The sequence below is a fragment of the Bradyrhizobium sp. 141 genome, from assembly GCF_023074055.1.
GTDB lineage: Bacteria > Pseudomonadota > Alphaproteobacteria > Rhizobiales > Xanthobacteraceae > Bradyrhizobium.
On record NZ_JADPKR010000016.1, the window covers coordinates 66774 to 87385 of the forward strand.

Here is a 20612-nt window from a genome sequence, read left to right on the forward strand (position 1 = left end):
ATGTCAGCACAAGGCGAGCGCGTTGACCGCCCGCGTCGTCGCGTCTTCCTTGCCGGCGCCGACGAGCTGGCAGACGATGGATTCGAGTTCGCCCGGCTGCTTGCGGCGCGCGACCGCCAGCAATCGCATCAACTCCGCTTCGTCGTTCGACAGGCGGCGGCAGGACGGCGGCATGAAGCACAGCGCGCATGGCCGGCCGCTGCGCAGGATCCTGACGAGCGCGGCCGCCCGTGCCACCAACAGCGGACTGTCGGAAATGCCCGGCGCCTCGTCGGCAAAGCGATAGGCCGCTTCCCAGCAATCGGATGCGCCGGTCGTATAAGCCGCTCCGATGAATCGGAACAGCGACAGCGCGACGCGGCAGAAATCATCATAGCTGTCGACGCAGGGGCGCGCCGCAAGCGCGGCCTGGAGCGGACAGAGCCGCGATGGGCCGGCGTCCGGGATCGCCGCAGAACCGCAAATTTCTGGGATCATGAACGATCTCGTCAATGCAACGTCGGGCTTCCGACCAGCCAGCTCTTCATCGCCATGGTCCGGTCATGGTCGAAGGAGCGCACGTGCCGGTCGGGCAGGATGAGACCTGCCATGCGGAAGATCGTCGCCAGGCCCCGCACCGGCGCGAGCGCCCAGTCGGCGCCGACCGGCGGCAGCCAGCTCTCGAACCGTTCGCGCACGATTTCGATGCGATCCTGTTGTGCCGCGGCAATGGCGTGCAAGATTCCGTGCTCGCTGTCCGACATGCGCGGACAAGTCGGGCAGTGCACCTCGATGGCCGTATGGGCCGTGCAGGCGAAGATCTCGATGAGGGCTTCCAGCGAGAGCACGGCATCGCCCACGCGAAAATGGTCGTACACCTGCTGGATGTCGGCAGCGGTCGGAACGGCGCCGCCGCTGCGCGCCTTGGCCCTGAAACCCCAGATGAAGAGGCGTTCCGCGGCGCTGAGGGCGGGAAGGTCGAGAGACCCCGGTGATGTCGATGAATGCATGAAGCCTCTGGCCCTTGGCTGCGCGCACGCCACAGCTGGCGCTGATTGTCTGCATCGATCGTTCTGCCAGAGCCCTCTCCAAGTCAACGCGCGGAAAGGCGATATCGAGGTGTTCTAGATTTGAAGAGTTCGCATCTCGAATGCGAGGCCGCGTCGGAGGAAGACCAAAGCAGGGCGCCTTCGGCGGCCGTTTGGGGGAACCCGAATGCTTAAGGCTTTGCTAAGGGGATCAGGATAAACTGGCATATCTGTATCGCCAATTTTGCGAGTCCCGATGATTTTCTCCCGCATCAGTTTCAAGCTGGTTCTGATTGTCGGCATCAGCCTCCTCGGCATGATCGCGCTGGCGCCGATCGCGCTGTCGACCCTGCGCGCGCAGATGGTCGCCGATCGCCAGGCCAAGACGCAGCATATGGTCGATGTCGGCTACGGCATCCTCGCGCACTATCAGAAGCTCGAGAGCGAGGGGAAACTCCCGCGCGAGCAGGCCCAGGCCGCGGCCATGGCTGAAATCAAGAGCCTGCGTTACGACAAGGTCGAGTATTTCTGGATCAACGACATGACCCCGAAGATGGTCATGCATCCGATCAAGCCCGAGCTCGACGGCAAGGATCTCTCCGGCATGAAGGATCCTGCCGGCAACGCGCTGTTCACCGGCTTCGTTGACGTCGTCAACAAGCACGGCGCGGGCTTCTACGGCTATCTCTGGCCGAAGCCCGGCTTCGACCAGCCGGTCGGGAAAATCTCCTATGTGAAGGGCTTTGCGCCCTGGGGCTGGATCATCGGCACGGGCATCTATCTCGACGACGTCGACGCCGTCTTCCGCCAGGCCGCGACGACGTTCGGCTACGTCTGTCTGGCCGTGCTGGTCCTGGTGCTCGGCGCGTCGTTCGTGATCGGTCGCAGCGTGACCCGGCCACTCGCAAAAATCACCGCGCTGACCGAGCGACTTGCCGCCGGCGACCGCGCCTTCGAGGTACCCTACACCGATCGCAGCAACGAGGTCGGCGGGCTCGCCAAGGCACTGGCCGTATTCAAGGACAATGCATCGGCGGTCGGCCGGATGCATGCCGAGCAGCAGGAGCTGAAGCAGCGGGCCGACGAAGAGAAGCGCAAGGCGATGGCCGATCTCGCCGGCAAGTTCGAGGCGAGTGTCCAGGCCGTCGTCCGCGACGTCTTCAACGAGGCGCGCGCGATGCAGCAGGCCGCGCAAGGCATGTCGGAGACCGCGAACAGGGCGAGCGACCGCGCGAGCTTCGTCGCATCCGCCTGCCAGCAGGCCTCGAGCAACGTGCAAACGGTGGCCTCTGCCGCCGGCGAATTGTCGTCCTCGATCTCGGAGATCAGCCAGCGCGTCGCGCAGGCCGCGACGGTGGCCGACAAGGCCGCCGCCGACGGTCAGCGCACCAACGACACCGTGCAGGGGCTGGCTGCGGCGGCGCACAAGATCGGCGAGGTCATCGACCTCATCAACCAGATCGCCTCGCAGACCAATCTGCTCGCGCTCAACGCCACCATCGAGGCGGCGCGGGCCGGCGAAGCCGGCAAGGGCTTTGCAGTGGTCGCGAGCGAGGTGAAGTCGCTGGCGAGCCAGACCGCAAAGGCGACCGACGAGATCGGCGCGCAGATCACCGCGATCCAGGCCGAGACCAATCAGGTCGTCGGCAACATCGAGAGCATCCGCAAGACCATCATGGAGGTCAACGAGATCTCCTCCTCGATCGCCGCCGCCGTCGAGGAGCAGGGCGCAGCCACGCAGGCGATCGCCCACAGCGTGCAGGAGGCGGCCTCCGGCACCGACCAGGTCTCGCAAAACATCTCCGGCGTGACCGATGCGACCGCGGAGACCGGCCAGGCCGCCGGCCTCGTGCTGCAATCGAGCGGCCGGCTGACACAGAAGCTGCAATCCCTCGAAAACGAGGTCAGCACCTTCGTCGCGGGCGTGCGCGCGGCGTAGCGTAAAGCGCTGCAACACGACTGCATTTTTCCGCGTCGCGGCATCGGCCGCGATGCGGATGCTGTTTTTCTTGACATGACCTCTGCCGTGCTCGACGTGTAACGACGTCGCGTGACGGCACGTGCGTGCCTTACGACAAGAAAAGCAACACGGGAGGACGTCAGGAGCGCGCCCCTCAACGAGACGGACTATCTCGCCACCTTGCGCGGCCTGTGGGACAAGGCCTGGCCGAAGGGCATGCCGCGTTCGCCGAACTATCTGCACGGCGAAGTTCCCTTGACGGAATATCTGCGCGCCTGGGCGAGGCGCAGTCCGGAGCGCCCCGCGGTGATCTTCTACGGTCACGTCACGACCTACGCGGATCTTGACCGGCAGAGCGACCGCTTTGCGGCGCTGTTGCAGGCCAAGGGCGTCGGCAAGGGCGACCGCGTCGCCGTGTTCCTGCCGAACTGCCCGCAATTCCACATCGTGTTCTTCGGCATTTTGAAGCTCGGCGCGGTCCACGTCCCCGTCAGCCCGCTGTCGCGCGCGTTCGAGCTGACCTATGAGCTCAACGACACGCAGGCCGAGGTGATCGTCGCTCTCGATCAACTCGACCCCGTCGTCGAGCAGGTGAAGGGCGAGGTGCGGCTGCGCGAGATCATCGTCACCAGCTTCGCCGACGTCGTGCCGGCAACGCCCGCGTTCCCCGCACCGGACTCGATCCGTGCGCCGCGCGTCGCGGTCGCGGGCGCGACCGATCTGTTGCCCGCGCTTGCCGCGATGCCCGCACCATCGCCGCTGCCGGCGCCCGGGCTCGATGATGTCGCGGCGCTCAACTACACCGGCGGCACCACCGGCATGCCCAAGGGCTGCGTCCATACCCATCGCGACATGGTCTACACGGCCGCGGCCAATTACGGCATCTCGGTGCTGTCGGACGAGAGCAGCGGGTTCCTGTCCTTCTTTCCCGAGTTCTGGATTGCGGGTGAGAATTTCGGCCTGATCTTCCCGCTGTTCTCCGGCGCGACGCTGGTGCTGCTCGCGCGCTGGGACGCCGTCGGTGCAATGGCGGCGATCGACAAATACAAGGTCACGATCACCGCGATGCCGGTCGACGGCGCGGTCGAATTGATGGACCATCCGCGCTGGAGCGAGTTCGATCTGTCCTCGCTGAGCCAGGTGCGCGTCGTCTCCTTCGTCAAGAAGCTCAACGCCGACTATCGCAAACGCTGGAAGGATCTCACCGGGACGGTGCTGATGGAGGCCGCCTGGGGCATGACGGAGACCCACACCTCGAACACCTTCACGGCGGGCTTCCAGGACGACGATTTCGACCTCAACAATCAGCCGATCTTCGTCGGCCTGCCGGTCCCCGGCGCCGAATTCAAGATCACCGATTTCGAGACCGGCGCGCTGTTGCCGCTCGGCGCGGAAGGCGAGATCCGCGTGCGCACGCCATCGCTGCTCAAGAGCTACTGGAACAAGCCGGAGGCGACCGCCGAGTCGCTCGTCGACGGCTGGCTGCGCACCGGCGACATCGGCAACATCGACAAGGACGGCTTCCTGCACTTCCTCGGCCGCCGCAAGGAGATGCTGAAGGTCAAGGGCATGAGCGTGTTTCCGCCGGAGATCGAGGCGCTGCTGGGGCAGCATCCGAAGGTGCTGGGCTCGGGCGTGGTCGGGCGCGACGACCCTGACAAAGGGCAGGTGCCGGTGGCCTATATCCAGCTCAAGCCGGAGGCGGTCGGCGCCATCTCTGCGGAAGACCTGCGCGCCTGGTGCGCCGAGCGCATGGCCGTGTACAAGGTCCCGGAGATACGCATCATTGAAGCCCTGCCTCTGACGGCCACGGGCAAGGTGAAGAAGCAGGACCTCGATCCAAACCTGCCTGCTGCTGTCTGAGTGAGAGAGACGATGTCGTTCAAGAAACTCCTGATTGCCAATCGCGGCGAGATCGCCATCCGCATCGCGCGCGCGGCGGCCGATGCCGGCATCGCGACGGTTGCGATCCATCCCGCCGACGATGCGCTGTCGCTGCACGTGCGCGTTGCCGACGAAGCAGTCCAAATCCCCGGCCGCGGCGCCCGGGCCTATCTCGATATCGATGCGGTGGCGAAGGCGGCGAAGAGCGTCGGCTGCGATGCCGTACATCCTGGCTACGGCTTTCTCAGCGAGAACGCGGCGTTTGCCAAGACTTGCGGCGATGCGGGCATCGTTTTCGTCGGGCCGAAGGCTGCGGCGCTGGAGCTGTTCGGCGACAAGGTTGCGGCACGGCAACTGGCAAAACGCTGCGGCGTCCCCATCATCGCCGGAACCAGCGGGCCGTCCTCGCTGGAGGAGATTTCGGCGTTCTTCACCTCGCTCGGTGGCAATGCGGCGATCGTGATCAAGGCGATGGCCGGCGGTGGCGGCCGCGGCATGCGCGTGGTGGAGAACGCGTCCGATCTTGCGGAAGCCTATGCGCGCTGCCAGTCGGAGGCCAAGGCCGCGTTCGGCTTCGACGGGGTCTATGCCGAGCGGCTGATCCGGCAGGCCCGCCATATCGAGGTGCAGATCATTGGCGACCATCACGGCGCGATCTCTCATCTCTGGGAGCGCGAATGCACCATCCAGCGCCGGCACCAAAAGCTGATCGAGGTGGCGCCCAGCCCCTCGCTGAGCGATCCCTTGCGCGGCCGCATCATCGACGCGGCGAGGCAGCTCGCGACGGCAGCGTCGTACGACAATCTCGGCACCTTCGAGTTCCTGGTCGACGGCAGCGCCGAGGACAGCTTTGCCTTCATCGAGGCCAATCCGCGGCTTCAGGTCGAGCACACCGTCACGGAAGAGGTGCTCGGGCTCGACCTCGTCCGCGCCCAGCTCGCCGTTGCTGCGGGCAGCACGCTGGCCTCGCTCGGCCTTGCGCAAGCCTCGATCCCGAAACCGCGCGGCCATGCCATGCAGCTTCGCGTCAACATGGAGACGTTGGACGAGACGGGCGCGACGCATCCGACCGGCGGCGTGCTCGCCGTGTTCGAGCCGCCGTCGGGGCCTGGCGTGCGCGTCGATAGTTTTGGTTACGCCGGCTACAAGACCAGCGCGGCCTTCGATTCGCTGCTGGCAAAGGTCATCGTGCATACGCCGGGCGAGGCCTGGCATGACGTCGTCGCCAAGGCGTCGCGCGCCTTGCGGGAGTTCCGGATCGACGGCGTCGTCACCAACATCGCCTTTCTCCAGGCCGTGCTCGCGCATCCCGATTTCAGGACCAACCGTATCGCGACCGACTTTGTCGATCGCAATATTGCCAAGCTCGTCGACGCGGCCGACGGCGCGGCCAAGCCGCTCTACTTCGCCGCGACCGAGCGAAGCGGTGGCCACAGCGCGGAGGCGCAAATTGCGCAAATCGTGCCGGAAGGCGCGGTGATGGTCGCCGCGCCCTTGCAGGGAACCATCGTCACCATCCAGGTGAAGGAAGGCGAGATCGTGCGCCCCGGCCAGCAGCTTGCCGTGATCGAGTCCATGAAGATGGAGCATCTCGTGATGGCCGAGCAGGGCGGCCGGGTCATGAAGCTCGGCGCCGGCGACGGCGCCACGCTGATGCATGGCGAGCCGATCATGTATCTGGAGCCGCTCGACGTTGCGGCCGACAGCACGGCCGCGGAAGCCGATATCGATCTCGATCACATCCGGCCGGACCTCGCCGAGCTGATCGCGCGTCAGGCCAACACGCTGGATGCGAACCGCCCGTCCTCGGTCGAGCGTCGCCGCAACACCAACCAGCGCACCGCGCGCGAGAACGTCGCCCAGCTCGTCGACGACGGCTCGTTCATGGAATATGGCAGCCTCGCTATCGCGGCGCAGCGGCGCCGGCGCAAGCTCGACGATCTCATCAAGAACACGCCGGCCGACGGCCTCGTCATGGGCGTTGCCACGGTGAATGCCGGGGAATTCGGACCCGAAGGGGCGCGCTGCATCGTCGTGGCCTACGACTACACCGTGCTCGCGGGTACGCAGGGCCACATGAACCACAAGAAGATCGACCGCATGCTGACGCTTGCGGAAGACTGGCGCGTGCCGCTGGTGTTTTATGCCGAAGGCGGCGGCGGCCGGCCCGGCGACACCGACCGGCTCGGCATGACCGGGCTCGACGGCCCGTCCTTCGTGCAGTTCGCAAGGCTCTCCGGCCTCATCCCGGTCGTGGGTGTGGTTTCCGGCTATTGCTTCGCCGGCAACGCCGCGATGCTCGGCTGCTGCGACGTCATCATCGCGACCAAGAACGCCTCGATCGGCATGGGCGGTCCCGCCATGATCGAGGGCGGCGGCCTCGGCGTCTATCATCCGGCCGAGGTCGGCCCTGTGACGTTCCAGTCGCCGAACGGAGTCATCGACATCCTGGTCGAGGACGAGGAGGAAGCGACATCCGTCGCGCAAAAATACCTGTCCTATTTCCAGGGCGCGGTCACGGAGTGGCAGGCCGCGGACCAGCGCCTGCTCCGCCGCGCGATCCCTGAGAACCGGCTCCGCGTCTACGACATCCGCAGCGTGATCGATCTCGTCGCCGACAAGGACAGCGTACTGGAGCTGCGCCGCGACTACGGCGTCGGCATGATCACCGCGCTGATCCGCATCGAGGGCAAGCCGTTCGGCCTGATCGCCAACAACCCGCGCCATCTCGGCGGCGCGATCGACGCCGATGCCGGCGACAAGGCCGCGCGCTTCCTCCAGCTTTGCGATGCCTTCGATCTGCCGATCGTCTCGCTCTGCGACACGCCCGGTTTCATGGTCGGCCCGGAGGCCGAGAAGACCGCGATCGTGCGCCACGTCTCGCGCATGTTCGTAACGGGCGCGAGCCTCACCGTGCCGCTGTTTGGCATCGTGCTGCGTAAGGGCTATGGGTTAGGGGCGCAGTCGATGATCGGCGGCGGCTTCCACGCCTCGTTCTTCACCGCGGCCTGGCCGACCGGCGAGTTCGGCGGCATGGGGCTGGAGGGTTACGTCCGGCTCGGCTTCCGCAAGGAGATGGAGGCGATCGCCGATCCCGAGGAGCGCGAGACCTATTACCGCAACAAGGTCGCCGAGCTCTATGCCAACGGCAAGGCGGTCTCGATCGCCTCGGTGTTCGAGATCGACAACGTCATCGACCCCGCCGAGACGCGTCGCTGGATCATGGCGGGCCTGCGGTCCGTGCCGAAGCCGCCGGTGAGGGCGGGAAAGAAGCGGCCGTGTATCGATACGTGGTGAGGGCAGTGCAGCAATTCAGCGCTGCTTAGGGCAATCTGCTCCTGCATCGTCACGCCCGGGCTCGTCCCGGGCATCCACGTTCCTTTCGCACGCGCGGCAAAGGCGTGGATGGCCGGGACGAAGCCCGGCCATGACGAGGTTGCGAGAGAACGTCACTCCACCTCTAGTCCCGGTTCCCGATTGACATCCCCGCCTGTGGTGCCAGACTTTGCACAATAATACAGGGTGGAGACGTCCGCGATGGCCAGCCTGTCGGCCTCGAACCATGTCGCCCGGGTCTTGTCCGTCGCCAATCATGTGGCCGACGTCGATGCCTCTTCGCGCATAGCCGATTCCTGGCGGCGCTCCCTGATCAGCCACAAGCTCGATCCCGCCCGTCGGGGACCGCCGCAGACGCTGACCGCAGCCGAGATCCGCCACGTCGCCAGCCCATGGAGGAGACGATCCGGCTCGCCACGTCCGAGCTCGAGGATCTCGCCCGCGTGCTGCGGGAGGCCGGCTATTGCGTCAATCTCGCTGATGCGAACGCGACCATGCTGTTCAGCCGCTTGCCGGGCGAGGCCGACACCGAGATGTTCCTGCGCTGGAAGGTCTATACCGGCTCGAATTTTTCGGAGGCCCATGAAGGCACCAACGGGCTCGGCACGTGCCTTGCGGAGCAAAAGCCGATCCTGGTTCATCGCGACGAGCATTTTCGCGAGCAGTGGGGCATCTTCTCCTGTGCGGTGACGCCGCTGTTCGACCAGGCCGGCCGCATCGCGGGCGCCGTCAACATCACCTCTTGTCGTGATGACCTCAGCCGCGCCGCGCACCAGCTTGCGCTCGCGATCACGATGCAGGCGACGCGCCGCATCGAGGGCGCGATCTTCCGCGACCATTTCCGTAACGCCTGGATCGCGACCGTGCCCGGGGACGGCGGCAGCGTCCTGCTCGCCTATGACGATGATCGCCGCGTCGTCGGCGCATGCCGGTCCGCGCGGGCACTGTTGGGCCTCACCGACGGCTTGATCGCTTCCGGCATCGACCTGTCGCGCTACATCAAGTTCGATCGTCACACTGCGCGCGACGAGGGCGACATCGTCCAGCTGCGCCGCGCCGATGGCAGTCCGTTGGGGCAGGGTCAGATCGCGCCGCCGCAGCGCGCGCGGCCGCTCACCAAGCGCCGCGATCCGCCCGTCAATCGCTTCGATGCGCTGCACCGGCTCGCCGGCGGCGATCCCGGCCTGGTCAGAAGCGTGAAACGGCTCAAGCGCATCGGCGACCACAATCTGCCGGTGTTGCTGCAGGGCGAGACCGGCGTCGGCAAGGACGTGTTCGCGCGCGCCATTCACGCGGCGAGCAACCGGGCGCGCAACAATTATGTCGCGCTGAATTGCGCCGCGATGCCCGAGAGCCTGATCGACGCCGAACTGTTCGGCTACGAGGCGGGCGCCTTCACCGGCGCGCGCCGCGACGGCTCGAAGGGCCTGATCGTGCAGGCCGATGGCGGCACGCTGTTCCTCGACGAGATCGGCGACATGCCGATCGCGCTGCAGACGCGCCTGTTGCGCGTGCTGGAAAACCGCGAGGTCTGGCCGCTCGGCGCGCTCAAGCCAGTCGCCGTCGACATCCGTCTGATCAGCGCCACCCACCGCGACCTCGGCCGCATGGCGGAGGAAGGCACCTTCCGCGCCGATCTCTATTTCCGTCTGCGCGGCCTCGCGGTGCGGCTGCCGGCCCTGCGCGAGCGTGCCGACCGGGACGATATCATCCGTCAGATTGCGCGCGAGGAAGCACCTAGCTGCAGGCTTTCGGACCAAGCATGGTCGCAGCTTGCGGCCTATCCGTATCCCGGCAACATGCGCCAGCTCCGCCACGTGCTGCGGCTCGCCGGCTGCACCGCGGAGAACGGCGTCATCACCGATGCCGATCTCGATCTGCCGCCGTTCGGCGGAAGGGCGGAGCCGGATCTCGGCGCGGCCGAGCGCGCCACGATCGTCGAGGCGCTGCGCAAGCATGGCGGCCGCGTGACGGAAGCAGCGCGCGCACTGAAGCTGAGCCGCGCGACGCTGTATCGCAGGATCAAGCAGCTGAAGATCGACACAGCGCAGTAGCGCTCAATCGCGTGCGGCACGCTTTCTCCTTGTGGAAGAGGGGACTCTTTCCGCGATCGCAGATATCGTAGGGTGGGCAAAGCGAAGCGTGCCCACCACCTTTGTTGCGATGTCGATGGTGGGCACGGCGCAAGTGCGCCTTTGCCCACCCTACAATCTCGGCGCAAGGCTTACGAAAAATCCGTCCAGCTCAGATGGCGTGAATCGAGGTCGCCGACCGTCACCGTCTCGCGCATCTCGTGCGGCGTGTGAAAACTGCTGCGCAGGTAGACCAGCGGTCTCGCCGCATCCGCATGCGACACGCCACGCACCTCGCCGACGAAGATCGAATGCGTTGTCGTCTCGAACTCCTGCGCCAGCACGCAGTCGAACGCGGCGACCGCATCCGTCAGCACCGGGGCACCGGTCGCACCGCGCGTCCACTGGCCGAAAGCAAAGCGGTCGTCGCCATTGACGCCCTTCTGGCCGCTGAAGGTGAGCGCGAGCAGCGCGTGGTCCTCGTGCAGGAAATTGATCGCGAAGGCGCCTTCCTCGCGGATGCGCGCATGCGCGCTGGCGTTGCGGTTGACGCAGACGATCAGCGAGGGTGGATTGTCGGAAAGCGAGCAGGCCGACGTCACCGTCAGGCCGGTGCGCTTGCCGTGCTCGGCGCCCACAGTGACCAGCGCGACGGCACCGGCGCATTGGCGCATCGCCTGCTTGAAATCCTTGGCGTCGAGAGGTTTGGCGTCCACGGAAATCTCCGAAAATCGCTGCGGGTGCGGCACGATCGCGCCGCACCCGCATCGGGTCAAGCCGCCTTCTTCGCGGAGCCGAGATGCGCAAGGCGCGGCATCACCTCGTTCTTCAGCAGCGAGAGCGAGTGATGCCAGGCTTCGGCCTTGTGCTTGTAGTCGAAGCCGAACACCAAGAGCACGCCGAAGCCGCCGACCTCGTCGTAGATCTTCTCGATCTTCTCGGCGACGGTCGCAGGCGAGCCGACGATCCAGTTCCGCTTGGCGCAATATTCGACGGTGACGTCGCTGTCCGGCACGTCGGGCGCGTGCTTCAGATAGTCCTTGAAGCCGAAATGGCCGAGCAGCGGCAGGAAGTACTCACCCATCATCCGGCCCATCATGTCGCCGGTCGAGAGCCTCCATGCCTCTTCGTCCGTGTCGGCGACGAACACCTCGCGCACGAGACGCCAGTCCGCGCGGTTCGGCTTGCGCCCGGTCTTGGCGGCGCCGATCTCGACCGAATCCCAGTGGCTGCCGACATAGGCCGGGTTGAGGTTGAGGCTCATCGGGATGAAGCCGCGCTCGCCCGCGAGCTTCAGCGTGTCGGAGTTCTTCGACAATCCGGCAACGCCGATCGGCGGATGCGGCGCCTGCAGCGGCTTGATGTGGGGCTTGAGGAAGTCGAACATCGTGTCCGGCTTGGTCACCGTCCAGAACTTGCCCTTGTAGGTGAAGGGTGCGGGATCAGACCAGAGCTTCAGGATGATCTCCAGCGCCTCGCGGGTCATGTCGCGGTTCTGTCCGCTCATGCCGTCGACGTTGAACATCGCCCAATCGCTCGGCAGCCCAGATGCGGCGACGCCGAAATTGAGTCGGCCCTCGGAGAGATGGTCGAGCATCGCGACACGGTTGGCGAGCTCGGCCGGGTGGTGATAGGGCAAGAGGAAGCCGCCCGGCCCGATGCGAAGCTTCTTGGTCTGCATCAGCGCCTGCGCGATCAACAGGTCCGGCGTGGGGTTGGGTTCCCAGGGCGCGGTGTGGTGCTCGCCGACCCAGGCCTCCTGATAGCCGAGCTCGTCGAGCCAGCGCATGACCTGCAGGTCCCAGTCGTTCCCTTCCTTCAGGCCGCACTCCGGCGGATGCGAAGGCATCGTGAAATAGCCGATCTCCATGGGTTTCCTCATCTGGTGTTGACGCGTCTTGTCGCGCGTTGACGGATGTGAAGTGCCGATCCATGAGCAAGCGGTGTGCCAGCGCGGGCAGCATCTCGGGCCCGCGAGAAAAGGCTGGTTTGCGGCGGCAATAGCCGATATCTCGGGGCAGATTTGCTAAGCGTCGTCTCATTGTCGCGAGACGGTGTCTTGGCGTTGAGACGAGGATACGCGTTGAGATGACCGAACCCGCTTATGTCGCGGTGGACTGGGGCACCAGCAGTTTTCGCCTGTGGTTGGTCGATCTTGCCGGCCAGATGCTGGCCGAACGACGCAGCGACGAGGGTATGCTGGCGGCGGCGAAGACCGGCTTTCCCGCCGTGCTGCAAGCGCATCTTGCGGCGGTCGAAGCGCCGGATCATCTACCGGTTCTCGTCTGCGGCATGGCCGGTGCGAAGACCGGCTGGGTCGAAGCCGGCTATGTCGACACGCCGGCGCCGCTCTCGGCGGTCCTGAAACAGGCCGTGCGCGTCCCCGGGCAGGCGCGCGACATCCGGATCCTGCCGGGCATCGCGCAGCGCGACGCAACCGCGCCGGACGTCATGCGCGGCGAGGAAACGCAGCTGCTCGGCGCGCTCGGCCTCGATGCCGCCGGCGATGCGCTGGTCTGCATGCCCGGCACGCATTCGAAATGGGTGCGCGTCAAGGGCGGCATTGTCGAACGCTTCTCCACCTTCATGACCGGCGAGCTCTTCAGCGTGGTCTCGCGCGAGACCATCCTGTCGTTCGCGGTCGCGGGCGCCGACGAGGCCGAGGATGTCGCGAGCTTCAAGGCGGCGGTCAAGGCCGCGTACGCGAAGCCGGCCTTCGCCGCCAATCTGTTGTTCGGTGCGCGGTCGCGCCAGCTGTTGTTCGGCGGCACGCCGGCCGCGGCGCGCGAGACGCTGTCGGGCACGTTGATCGGTGTCGAACTGGCGGCCGGGCTCTCCGGCACCGTGCCGCAAGCGGGCGTCGTGTTGCTTGCCTCGGGGCGGCTCGCGATGCTGTACCGGCTGGCGTTCGAAGCGCTGTCGGTCAACGCGAAGCCGGTCGATGCGGATGAAGCCGTCCGCCGCGGCCTGTCGATGGCGGCTGCGGCGATCTGGACGAAATAGAAGGATCTTTGAGATGACCGTTCCCTTTCCGCCGATGAAGCGGCCGCTGGTCGCGATCCTGCGCGGCATCAAGCCCGAGGAGACCGAGGCCATCGTCGGCGTGCTGATCGAAGCCGGTATGACCGTGATCGAGATCCCCCTGAACTCGCCCGATCCATTCCGCTCCATCGCAATGGCGGTGAAGCAGGCGCCTTCAGGCGTGCTGATCGGCGCCGGCACGGTGCTGACCACCGCGGATGTCGATCGCCTCAATGACGTCGGCGGCAAGCTGATGGTCTCGCCGAACGTGGATACGCAGGTGCTCGTGCGTGCCCATCAGTACGCCATGGTCACGCTGCCCGGCGTGTTTTCGCCGACCGAGGCGCTGCTTGCCGCGCGCTCCGGCGCATCGGGACTGAAGTTCTTTCCCGCGAGCGTGCTCGGCGCCGCCGGCATTGCCGCGATCAAGGCGGTGCTGCCATCAGGCGTGATGATCGCCGCTGTCGGCGGCGTCTCCGACCAGAACTTTGCCGAGTACATCAAGGGCGGCGTGACCGCCTTCGGGCTCGGCTCAAGCCTCTACAAGCCCGGCATGACGGCAAGTGATGTGGCCGCTCGCGCAAAGTTGACGATCGCGGCTTATGATCGGGCGATTGCGAAAGACTGAGCCGGCAATAAACAAGCCGTGATGCCGTCACGGTCGCGCGTTATCCTATCTTGCTGCAGCAGCGAGATCAGGAGACCGACATGGCGATCAACAACGTGGCCGATCTGTTCGTGGCAACGCTCGAACAGGCCGGCGTCAAGCGCATCTATGGCATCGTCGGCGACAGCCTGAACGCGCTGACCGAGGCGCTGCGCCGCCGCGGCACGATCGAATGGATCCATGTCCGCCACGAGGAGGTCGCCGCGTTCGCCGCCGCCGGCGAAGCGGAGATGACCGGGAGCCTTGCGGTGTGCGCGGGCTCCTGCGGCCCCGGCAATCTGCATCTGATCAACGGGCTGTTCGACGCGCATCGCAGCCGCGTTCCCGTGCTGGCGATCGCCGCGCAGATCCCTACGGCCGAGATCGGCGGCGGATATTTCCAGGAGACGCATCCGCAAAACCTGTTCCGCGAATGCAGCCATTATTGCGAGCTGGTCTCCGACCCGAGCCAGCTTCCCTTCGTGCTGGAGAACGCCATTCGCGCAGCAGTGGGCCTGCGCGGCGTCGCCGTCGTCGCCATGCCCGGCGACGTCGCGTTCCGCAGTCCCCCAAAGCGCGCGCTGTCGACGACGCGCGGCCTCAACGTGCCGGCGCCGAAAATTGTGCCGCAGGCGGATGAGCTGCAGGCGCTCGCCGACCTCCTCAACGGTGCCGAGCGCATCACGCTGTTCTGCGGCCGCGGCTGCGCCGGCGCGCACGCCCCCTTGATGCAGCTCGCGGAAGCGCTGAAGAGCCCGATCGTGCATGCCCTCGGCGGCAAGGAGCATGTCGAATACGATAACCCTTACGACGTCGGCATGACCGGCTTCATCGGCTTCTCTTCGGGCTACGCGGCCATGCACGCCTGCGACGCGCTGGTGATGCTCGGCACCGACTTTCCCTACAAGCAGTTCTTCCCGACCGACTGCCAGATCGCGCAGATCGACATCCGCCCGGAAAATCTCGGGCGGCGCTGCAAGATCGATCTCGGCCTCGTCGGCGACGTCAAGCTCACCATCGAAGCTCTGCTGCCGTTGCTCAAGGCCAAGACGCAGCGCAAGCATCTCGACGATGCGGTCGCGCATTACAAGAAGGCGCGCGAAGGGCTCGATTCGCTCGCCAAGGGTACGCCGGGAAGCAAGCCGATCCACCCGCAATATCTCGCAAAAGTCCTCAGCGACCACGCGGCGGACGATGCCGTGTTCACCGCCGATGTCGGCACGCCGACGGTGTGGGCCGCGCGCTATCTCGACATGAACGGCCGCCGCCGGCTGATCGGCTCCTTCGTGCACGGCTCGATGGCCAACGCGATGCCGCAGGCGATCGGCGCGCAGGCCGCCCAGCCCGGCCGGCAAGTGATCTCGCTCTCGGGCGACGGCGGCTTCACGATGCTGATGGGCGATCTGATCACGCTGACGCAGATGAAGCTGCCGGTGAAGGTCGTCGTCTTCAACAACGGCGTGCTCGGCTTCGTCGCGCTGGAGATGAAGGCGGCCGGCTTCGTCGACACCAATGTCGACCTGGAGAATCCCGATTTCGCGGCGATGGCGCGCGCGATGGGCATCTTTGCCAAACGCGTCGAGGATCCCGGCGAGCTTCCGGGTGCGGTGAAGGAGATGCTCGCGCATAACGGGCCAGCGCTGCTCGACGTCGTCACCGCCAAGCAGGAACTGTCGATGCCGCCGACCATCACCACCGAGCAAATCAAGGGCTTCAGCCTCTGGGTGCTGCGCGCGGTGATGAACGGCCGCGGCGACGAGGTCTTGGATCTCGCGAAGACGAACCTCTTGCCGCGCTAAAGCGTGATGAGATGAGGCTTAATCGCTGCAACGACGCAGGTGCGCTCCCTCTCCCGCACGTGGGAGAGATGAAAGAGCCCTTCGTGCGCGGCTAACCCCGCTTCACCGAGGGCGCAGGCAGCCGCTCGTCGCGGCGCTGGAAGCGTTGCCAGCGCAGCACGGTGCCGATCAGCAGGGCCGGCAGGAAGCCGAGCACGATCAGGAAAAGCGGCAGCTGCGTCGGTGAGACGAAGGCGATGGCGATGTCCGAGATCAGCCAGAGCGCTGCGAACATCACTGCAAAGTCGGTTCGCGGGCAGCGCAAATAGTAGAACACGGCAGTGATGACGATCGCGGGGCCGATCGCAACGCCGATCATGATCGCGGTCAGCTCCTTCGGCGTCAGCGCGTCGAGCATCATCGAGGCCAGCAGCCAGAGTGCGGCGAACATGGCGACGATGTCGAGCGGATGCCGCAATCCAATACCTCTCGCAGTGACGCGCTATCGTTGTGGCCGGAACTGCGGCCGTCAAGTCAAAAGGCGCTTATTCCTCGTCACTTCCCGGCGTCGGGCGCAGCATGAAATGACCGAAAGCCGTGGCGATCGGCTTCTCCGCATCGTCCTGCCAGGCGCGCGCCTCGAAGGCGACGATGCGCCGTCCCTGCTTCACGATCGAGACATCGGCGAACGTGTCGAGGGCGCGGCCGGAACGCAAATAATTGACGGTGAGGCCGATCGGCTTGGGCGGCGCGGCGATGCCGAGCTCGCGCGCCACGCCGACGATCGCGGTGGTCTCGAGGAAGGCCCCGGTCATGCCGCCATGGATTGCGGGCAGGATCGGGTTGCCGATGATCACAGGCGAAAACGGCATCGTCAGCGTGCCGTCATCGTTGGCGCGGATGCCGAGGCAGCGCGCAAACGGGCTGCTCGCGAACGGCCCGTCCGGATCCTCCGGCGCCTCCAGCGTCGGGATGCTCAGTGCACCCATCCTGCGGTCCGCGAGCATGTTGGTGCGGTTGGCGCCGATCATGAAGCAGGCGGTCGCGGTCGCCACCGGATCGTCCTCGGACTCCTGATAGGCGGTGGAGCGCACGAAGGCGATTGAGCGTGTGGTACGGTAGCAGACCGAATGCGCCTTGATGTCGAGGCCCGGGGTCGCCGGCTTCTGGTAGTCGATGCGCAGATCGAGCGTCGCGATCGCGCGCGTGCCGTCGAGCGCGAGCTGCACCGCCATGCCGCAGCTCTCGTCCAGCATGGCGGTGACGACGCCGCCGTGCAGCACGCCGGTCTCGGTGTCGCCGACGAAGACGGGCCGGTAGGGCAGGCTCGACCATGCCTCACCCGGCGCGAAACGGTCGAGCTGGAGCCCGCTGATATGGCCGTAATCGGAGCGGCGGCCCTTGATCGCCTCGGCGAGTTCCTCGAAGGGAAGCATGGTCGGAATGGTGCTCATGATGACGTTCTAGACCAGTGTCGGGCGCTGCGCAAAATCCCCGAAGGGGCCTCGACAGAGCGGGCCAAAGCACCGATGGTGGGCGCTTCGTTCGTCGTTTAGCTGCAAGGAGCGCCCATGGCCGACCCCGAAACGCCCACCGCCAATCAGGGGCCCGTCACCATTTCGAGCTCCAGCTCGGAGCGGGCGCCGATCATCTATTTCGACGGCGCGTCCTGCTTCGGCCATCACAACGGCGCGATCCAGATCGAACTCGCCGCGAACCTCTTGATGCCGATCGGCGCCGCCGTCAGGGTCGACGTGATCCAGACCGCGCACTTACGTTGCAGCGTGGCCGCAGCGCTGGCACTGCGCGAAGCGCTCGACAAGGCTCTGGCGATGTTCAAGCAGGGGCAGCAACAGCCGAACGAGGAGATTCCGGCGGTGAAGAACTGAGGCTGATTGTGCGATCGCATGTCACTGCGATCGCTAGCTTCTCAGCCCACATGCACCTTCGGCTTCCGGCCGCCGTTCCACTTGCCGTCGAGCGCGCGCTCGATCTGGGCGGCGAGCTGCAGCAGGAGGCCGTCATTGGCCTGCTTGGCGATGGCCTGGATGCCGAGTGGCAGGCCGTGCTCCTGGGTCGCCATCGGCATCGAGATCGCGGGCATGCCGCACAGGTTGGCGAGCGGCGTGAAGGCGAAGAAGCGCCAGAGATTACCGAACCAGTCCAGCACGTCGGGATTGTCGGAGATGGTGAGATATTCCCTGGTGCCGACCTTCGGCGTCGGCAGCGCGGTGATCGGCGTCAGGATCACGTCCCACTGCTCGAAGAAGGCGCCGAAGCCGCGTGACGTCGTATTGAACACGCCCTGCATCTTCGCCCGCTCGGCAAAGGTGGTGTGGCGGCCGGCTTCCCAGATCCGGATGTTCATGGGCTCGATCAGGTCTTCCGGCGGCTTGTCCAGTCCGCGCGCGGCGAGCATGTTGGAGATCACCACCGCGAAGTTCGAGATGTAGCAGGTGGTCTGCGCGGCGAAGGCGGCGCGGAAATCGAGCTCGGGCAGGGCGTAGTCGACGTGATGGCCGAGGCCTTCGAGGAAGCGGCCGGTCTTTTCCAGCTCGGCTGCGAGCTGCGGCGTTGCCGTGTAATCGCCCCATGTGTGCGACAGCGCGATGCGCAGCTTTGACGGATCGCGCTTGATCATCTCGGAATAAGGCTGCGCCGTGGTCCAGAACGGCATGAACTCACCGGGCGCGGGTCCCCTCGCATGATCGACGAACGCTGCGGTGTCGCGCACCGAGCGCGACTGGCAGCCCTGGATCGAGACGAGGCCGGTGAGGTCGGACATGTGCGGTGCCAGCGAGAACACGCCGCGCGAGACCTTCAGTCCGATATTGCCGTTGACGCCGGCGGGAATGCGGATCGAGCCGCCGCCGTCGGTCGCATGCGCGATCGGCACCACGCCGGCGGCGACCATCGCAGCGCTGCCCGCGGACGAGCCGCAGGTGGTGTAGTCGGTATTCCAGGGATTGCGGGTGACGTAGACGGCGGGATTGTCGGCCGAAGAGCACACGCCGAATTCCGGCGTCGTGGTGCGCCCGATCAGGTTGAGCCCGGCCTGGCGGAATTTGCCGGTCAGGAACGTGTCGGCACTGGGGCGATTGCCGCGCATCAACAGCGAGCCCATTTCCTGCAGCCGGCCCTTCATGGTCGGCCCCAAATCCTTCATCAGGAAGGGCAGGCCGGCGAAGGGGCCTGCGAGATTGGCGCCGTCCTTGGCGGGATCGGCGATCACGTCCTCGAACAGCTCGACCACGCCGGACAGCGCCGGATTGACCTTGGCGACACCCGCGGCAGCCTGGCGCGCCAGCTCCTTCGCCGTCAGTTCGCCCTTGCGGACGCGCCCCGCCAGCGCGACGCCGTCGTGCTGCGCCCATTCCGTCCAGCTCATCGGCAAAGTCATGACGTCCAAATCCCCTTGAATAGCGGGCCACCTTTTTCGCAAGGGGCCGCCTTAATCAACCGAGGCGGCGCGAGGGGCAGGGTTGCGCGGGGCGGAGGGGTGGCCGCTCAATCGGAGAGCCGTGCGATGACCGCAACCGGGCCGCCGCCCGCCGGCCCCTGATGCTCGGCGCCGCCGGAAACATAGATCGCCCCGGTGCCGGCGAGACCTGCAATCAGGCCGCCGACCGCGGCGCGCGCGTGGCGGGTCGAGCTGATGTCGGTATCCTCCAGCATGGTGTGGCGGAAGCTGCGCACGCTGCCATCAGGCGAGGCCTCCGCCTTGGCAAAGATGTTGACGAGCTCGCGGCCTGCGTTCGCTTGCGGCGCCACGCCAAGTCCAACGCTCGTCAATGCCGACATCACCGCCGAGGCGTCGATCGCATCGTCCATCACGGCATGGCCGATCTCGAACTCGCTCACCGACGCCGCCGAGTTGCCGAGCGCGATGACGACGTTGTGCATCAGCTCGATCCCGGACGAGGTCGAAGCCACCTTCGAGAACAGATCGTAGCGCCGCAGCACGTCTTCGTCGCTTACCGCTGGTGCGATCTCGCCGAGCGCAACGGCAACGCCGAGCGCGGACGCACCGCGCGAATAGGCCATCGACCTGTAGGCGCTCGTCGTCACCGTCTTGTTGCCGCGCACGTTTGCCGCCGCGACGCGATCGCTGGTCAGCAGCGGGCACTTGATCTGCACGAAATGGACGTCGGCGGGATCGGTGAGGCCGGCATCCACCATCGCGGCTTTCACGGCCCTCGCCGTCTCCGTGATCTGCGCGGAGCGGCCGAGCTCTTCGGGAAGGAAATCGCGGGTGTGCGCCATGCCGATGCTCAGGCGCTTGCCTGCGATGCCCGCCGGCCGTTGCGGGACATCCTGGCGTGTGAACACGGTGATGTGCGGGCTGAGCACGCCCTCGGTACCGCCTGACATCACGAAGGCGATCCGCTGCTCGACCTCGTGCGCCGTCAGGCCGAGTTGCGGCGCCAGCGCCGTGCACAGCGCGGCAACGGCGTACTCCCGGGTGAAATCATTGACACCGCCATTGCCCTCGGTCTTGCCCAGGATGGCGAGGATCGATTTGGGATCGATCGCGCCGGAGCCGATCATAGCCATGAGGCTGGAGACGTCGCCGGGGCCCTTGGTGGCGAGCTTGAAGACGCCGACCGATGTGGTGCGCATGGAGTGTCCTCAGTTCTGTGGTCCGGCAGGTTCACCAGCGATGGAACAGCAGCATCTGTCAAGCCACAAGCAGTGCGCTCCAACCGTCATCCTGAGGTGCGAGCGAAGCGAGCCTCGAAGGATGAGCGGCCCCGCTGCATCCCGGCCGCTCATCCCTCGAGGCTCCCCATGGGACGCGATGCGTCCCATGCCTCGCACCTCAGAGGCTGTGAATCTATGTGATTTGGCGCGTTTCCGTTTGCCGAACGGTGAGCCGAATGATTCTCTGCTTTCAAAGGTCGATGGAGG

15 protein-coding genes and 1 pseudogene are annotated in these 20612 nt (G+C 66.1%); 8 read left to right on the forward strand and 8 right to left on the reverse strand.

The genetic code is table 11. From position 1 onward, the window contains the following. Positions 1–3 precede the first annotated feature (3 nt). Both IVA81_RS05850 and IVA81_RS05855 read right to left on the reverse strand, forming a co-directional pair. A complete protein-coding gene (locus IVA81_RS05850) occupies positions 4–477 on the reverse strand; it encodes a hypothetical protein (protein ID WP_247313596.1) in 474 nt (157 codons plus the stop codon). A gap of 11 nt (positions 478–488) precedes the next feature. Next, positions 489–989: a hypothetical protein gene (locus tag IVA81_RS05855; RefSeq protein WP_247313598.1), complete on the reverse strand. Its 501-nt coding sequence runs from the start codon at positions 987–989 to the stop codon at positions 489–491. A gap of 274 nt (positions 990–1263) precedes the next feature. On the opposite strand from IVA81_RS05855, the gene IVA81_RS05860 reads away from it, so the two are divergent. The 4 genes and pseudogenes from IVA81_RS05860 to IVA81_RS05875 all read left to right on the forward strand — a co-directional run bounded on the left by IVA81_RS05860 (position 1264) and on the right by IVA81_RS05875 (position 10241). Continuing rightward, entirely contained in the window at positions 1264–2946 is a 1683-nt protein-coding gene (locus tag IVA81_RS05860; RefSeq protein WP_247313601.1) for a cache domain-containing protein, read from the forward strand. Positions 2947–3057: 111 nt separating this feature from the next. Next, positions 3058–4830: an AMP-binding protein gene (locus tag IVA81_RS05865; RefSeq protein WP_346659365.1), complete on the forward strand. Its 1773-nt coding sequence runs from the start codon at positions 3058–3060 to the stop codon at positions 4828–4830. 12 nt (positions 4831–4842) lie between these two features. After that, the gene (locus tag IVA81_RS05870; RefSeq protein WP_247313604.1) at positions 4843–8148 is read left to right on the forward strand and encodes a carboxyl transferase domain-containing protein; all 3306 of its coding nucleotides are present in this window, start codon (positions 4843–4845) and stop codon (positions 8146–8148) included. Between the two features lie 240 nt (positions 8149–8388). Further along, positions 8389–10241 (forward strand): annotated as a pseudogene (locus IVA81_RS05875) (sigma-54-dependent Fis family transcriptional regulator). A gap of 170 nt (positions 10242–10411) precedes the next feature. Here the strand turns inward: IVA81_RS05875 and IVA81_RS05880 are convergent. Together IVA81_RS05880 and IVA81_RS05885 are read right to left on the reverse strand one after the other, a co-directional pair. After that, positions 10412–10981: a flavin reductase family protein gene (locus IVA81_RS05880; RefSeq protein ID WP_247313646.1), complete on the reverse strand. Its 570-nt coding sequence runs from the start codon at positions 10979–10981 to the stop codon at positions 10412–10414. Between the two features lie 50 nt (positions 10982–11031). Next, positions 11032–12129, reverse strand: a complete 1098-nt coding sequence (locus IVA81_RS05885; RefSeq protein WP_247313607.1) for an LLM class flavin-dependent oxidoreductase — start codon at positions 12127–12129, stop codon at positions 11032–11034. A 218-nt stretch (positions 12130–12347) separates the two neighbouring features. Here IVA81_RS05885 and IVA81_RS05890 point away from each other — a divergent pair, with 218 nt between their 5' ends. From IVA81_RS05890 to poxB, 3 genes are all read left to right on the forward strand, one after another. Next, positions 12348–13262, forward strand: a complete 915-nt coding sequence (locus IVA81_RS05890) for a 2-dehydro-3-deoxygalactonokinase (RefSeq protein ID WP_247313610.1) — start codon at positions 12348–12350, stop codon at positions 13260–13262. Positions 13263–13275: 13 nt separating this feature from the next. Beyond that, positions 13276–13908, forward strand: coding sequence for a 2-dehydro-3-deoxy-6-phosphogalactonate aldolase (locus IVA81_RS05895; RefSeq protein WP_247313613.1), 633 nt, complete (start codon positions 13276–13278; stop codon positions 13906–13908). An 80-nt stretch (positions 13909–13988) separates the two neighbouring features. Next, a complete protein-coding gene (gene poxB / locus IVA81_RS05900) occupies positions 13989–15725 on the forward strand; it encodes a ubiquinone-dependent pyruvate dehydrogenase (RefSeq protein ID WP_247313616.1) in 1737 nt (578 codons plus the stop codon). Positions 15726–15816: 91 nt separating this feature from the next. On the opposite strand, the gene IVA81_RS05905 is transcribed toward poxB, so the two are convergent. Beyond that, positions 15817–16182, reverse strand: coding sequence for a hypothetical protein (locus IVA81_RS05905; RefSeq protein ID WP_247313619.1), 366 nt, complete (start codon positions 16180–16182; stop codon positions 15817–15819). 67 nt (positions 16183–16249) lie between these two features. Next, a complete protein-coding gene (locus IVA81_RS05910) occupies positions 16250–17158 on the reverse strand; it encodes a PaaI family thioesterase (RefSeq protein WP_247313622.1) in 909 nt (302 codons plus the stop codon). Positions 17159–17275: 117 nt separating this feature from the next. Between IVA81_RS05910 and IVA81_RS05915 the strand changes: the two genes are divergently transcribed. Beyond that, positions 17276–17593, forward strand: a complete 318-nt coding sequence (locus IVA81_RS05915; protein ID WP_247313625.1) for a hypothetical protein — start codon at positions 17276–17278, stop codon at positions 17591–17593. Between the two features lie 41 nt (positions 17594–17634). Here IVA81_RS05915 and IVA81_RS05920 read toward each other — a convergent pair whose 3' ends face one another. Further along, positions 17635–19104 (reverse strand): amidase, encoded by a 1470-nt coding sequence (locus tag IVA81_RS05920; RefSeq protein WP_247313628.1) that lies wholly within the window; start codon positions 19102–19104, stop codon positions 17635–17637. 107 nt (positions 19105–19211) lie between these two features. Further along, a complete protein-coding gene (locus tag IVA81_RS05925) occupies positions 19212–20324 on the reverse strand; it encodes a ring-opening amidohydrolase (protein WP_247313631.1) in 1113 nt (370 codons plus the stop codon). Positions 20325–20612: the final 288 nt, after the last annotated feature.

Excerpts from the sequence above, each read along its gene's own strand:
- IVA81_RS05860 (WP_247313601.1), top strand. The coding sequence starts at position 1,264 with ATGATTTTCTCCCGCATCAGTTTCAAGCTGGTTCTGATTGTCGGCATC.
- IVA81_RS05890 (WP_247313610.1), top strand. The coding sequence starts at position 12,348 with ATGACCGAACCCGCTTATGTCGCGGTGGACTGGGGCACCAGCAGTTTT.
- IVA81_RS05855 (WP_247313598.1), bottom strand. The coding sequence starts at position 989 with ATGCATTCATCGACATCACCGGGGTCTCTCGACCTTCCCGCCCTCAGC.
- IVA81_RS05895 (WP_247313613.1), top strand. The coding sequence starts at position 13,276 with ATGACCGTTCCCTTTCCGCCGATGAAGCGGCCGCTGGTCGCGATCCTG.
- IVA81_RS05925 (WP_247313631.1), bottom strand. The coding sequence starts at position 20,324 with ATGCGCACCACATCGGTCGGCGTCTTCAAGCTCGCCACCAAGGGCCCC.
- IVA81_RS05870 (WP_247313604.1), top strand. The coding sequence starts at position 4,843 with ATGTCGTTCAAGAAACTCCTGATTGCCAATCGCGGCGAGATCGCCATC.
- poxB (WP_247313616.1), top strand. The coding sequence starts at position 13,989 with ATGGCGATCAACAACGTGGCCGATCTGTTCGTGGCAACGCTCGAACAG.
- IVA81_RS05915 (WP_247313625.1), top strand. The coding sequence starts at position 17,276 with ATGGCCGACCCCGAAACGCCCACCGCCAATCAGGGGCCCGTCACCATT.
- IVA81_RS05920 (WP_247313628.1), bottom strand. The coding sequence starts at position 19,104 with ATGACTTTGCCGATGAGCTGGACGGAATGGGCGCAGCACGACGGCGTC.
- IVA81_RS05910 (WP_247313622.1), bottom strand. The coding sequence starts at position 17,158 with ATGAGCACCATTCCGACCATGCTTCCCTTCGAGGAACTCGCCGAGGCG.
- IVA81_RS05885 (WP_247313607.1), bottom strand. The coding sequence starts at position 12,129 with ATGGAGATCGGCTATTTCACGATGCCTTCGCATCCGCCGGAGTGCGGC.
- IVA81_RS05850 (WP_247313596.1), bottom strand. The coding sequence starts at position 477 with ATGATCCCAGAAATTTGCGGTTCTGCGGCGATCCCGGACGCCGGCCCA.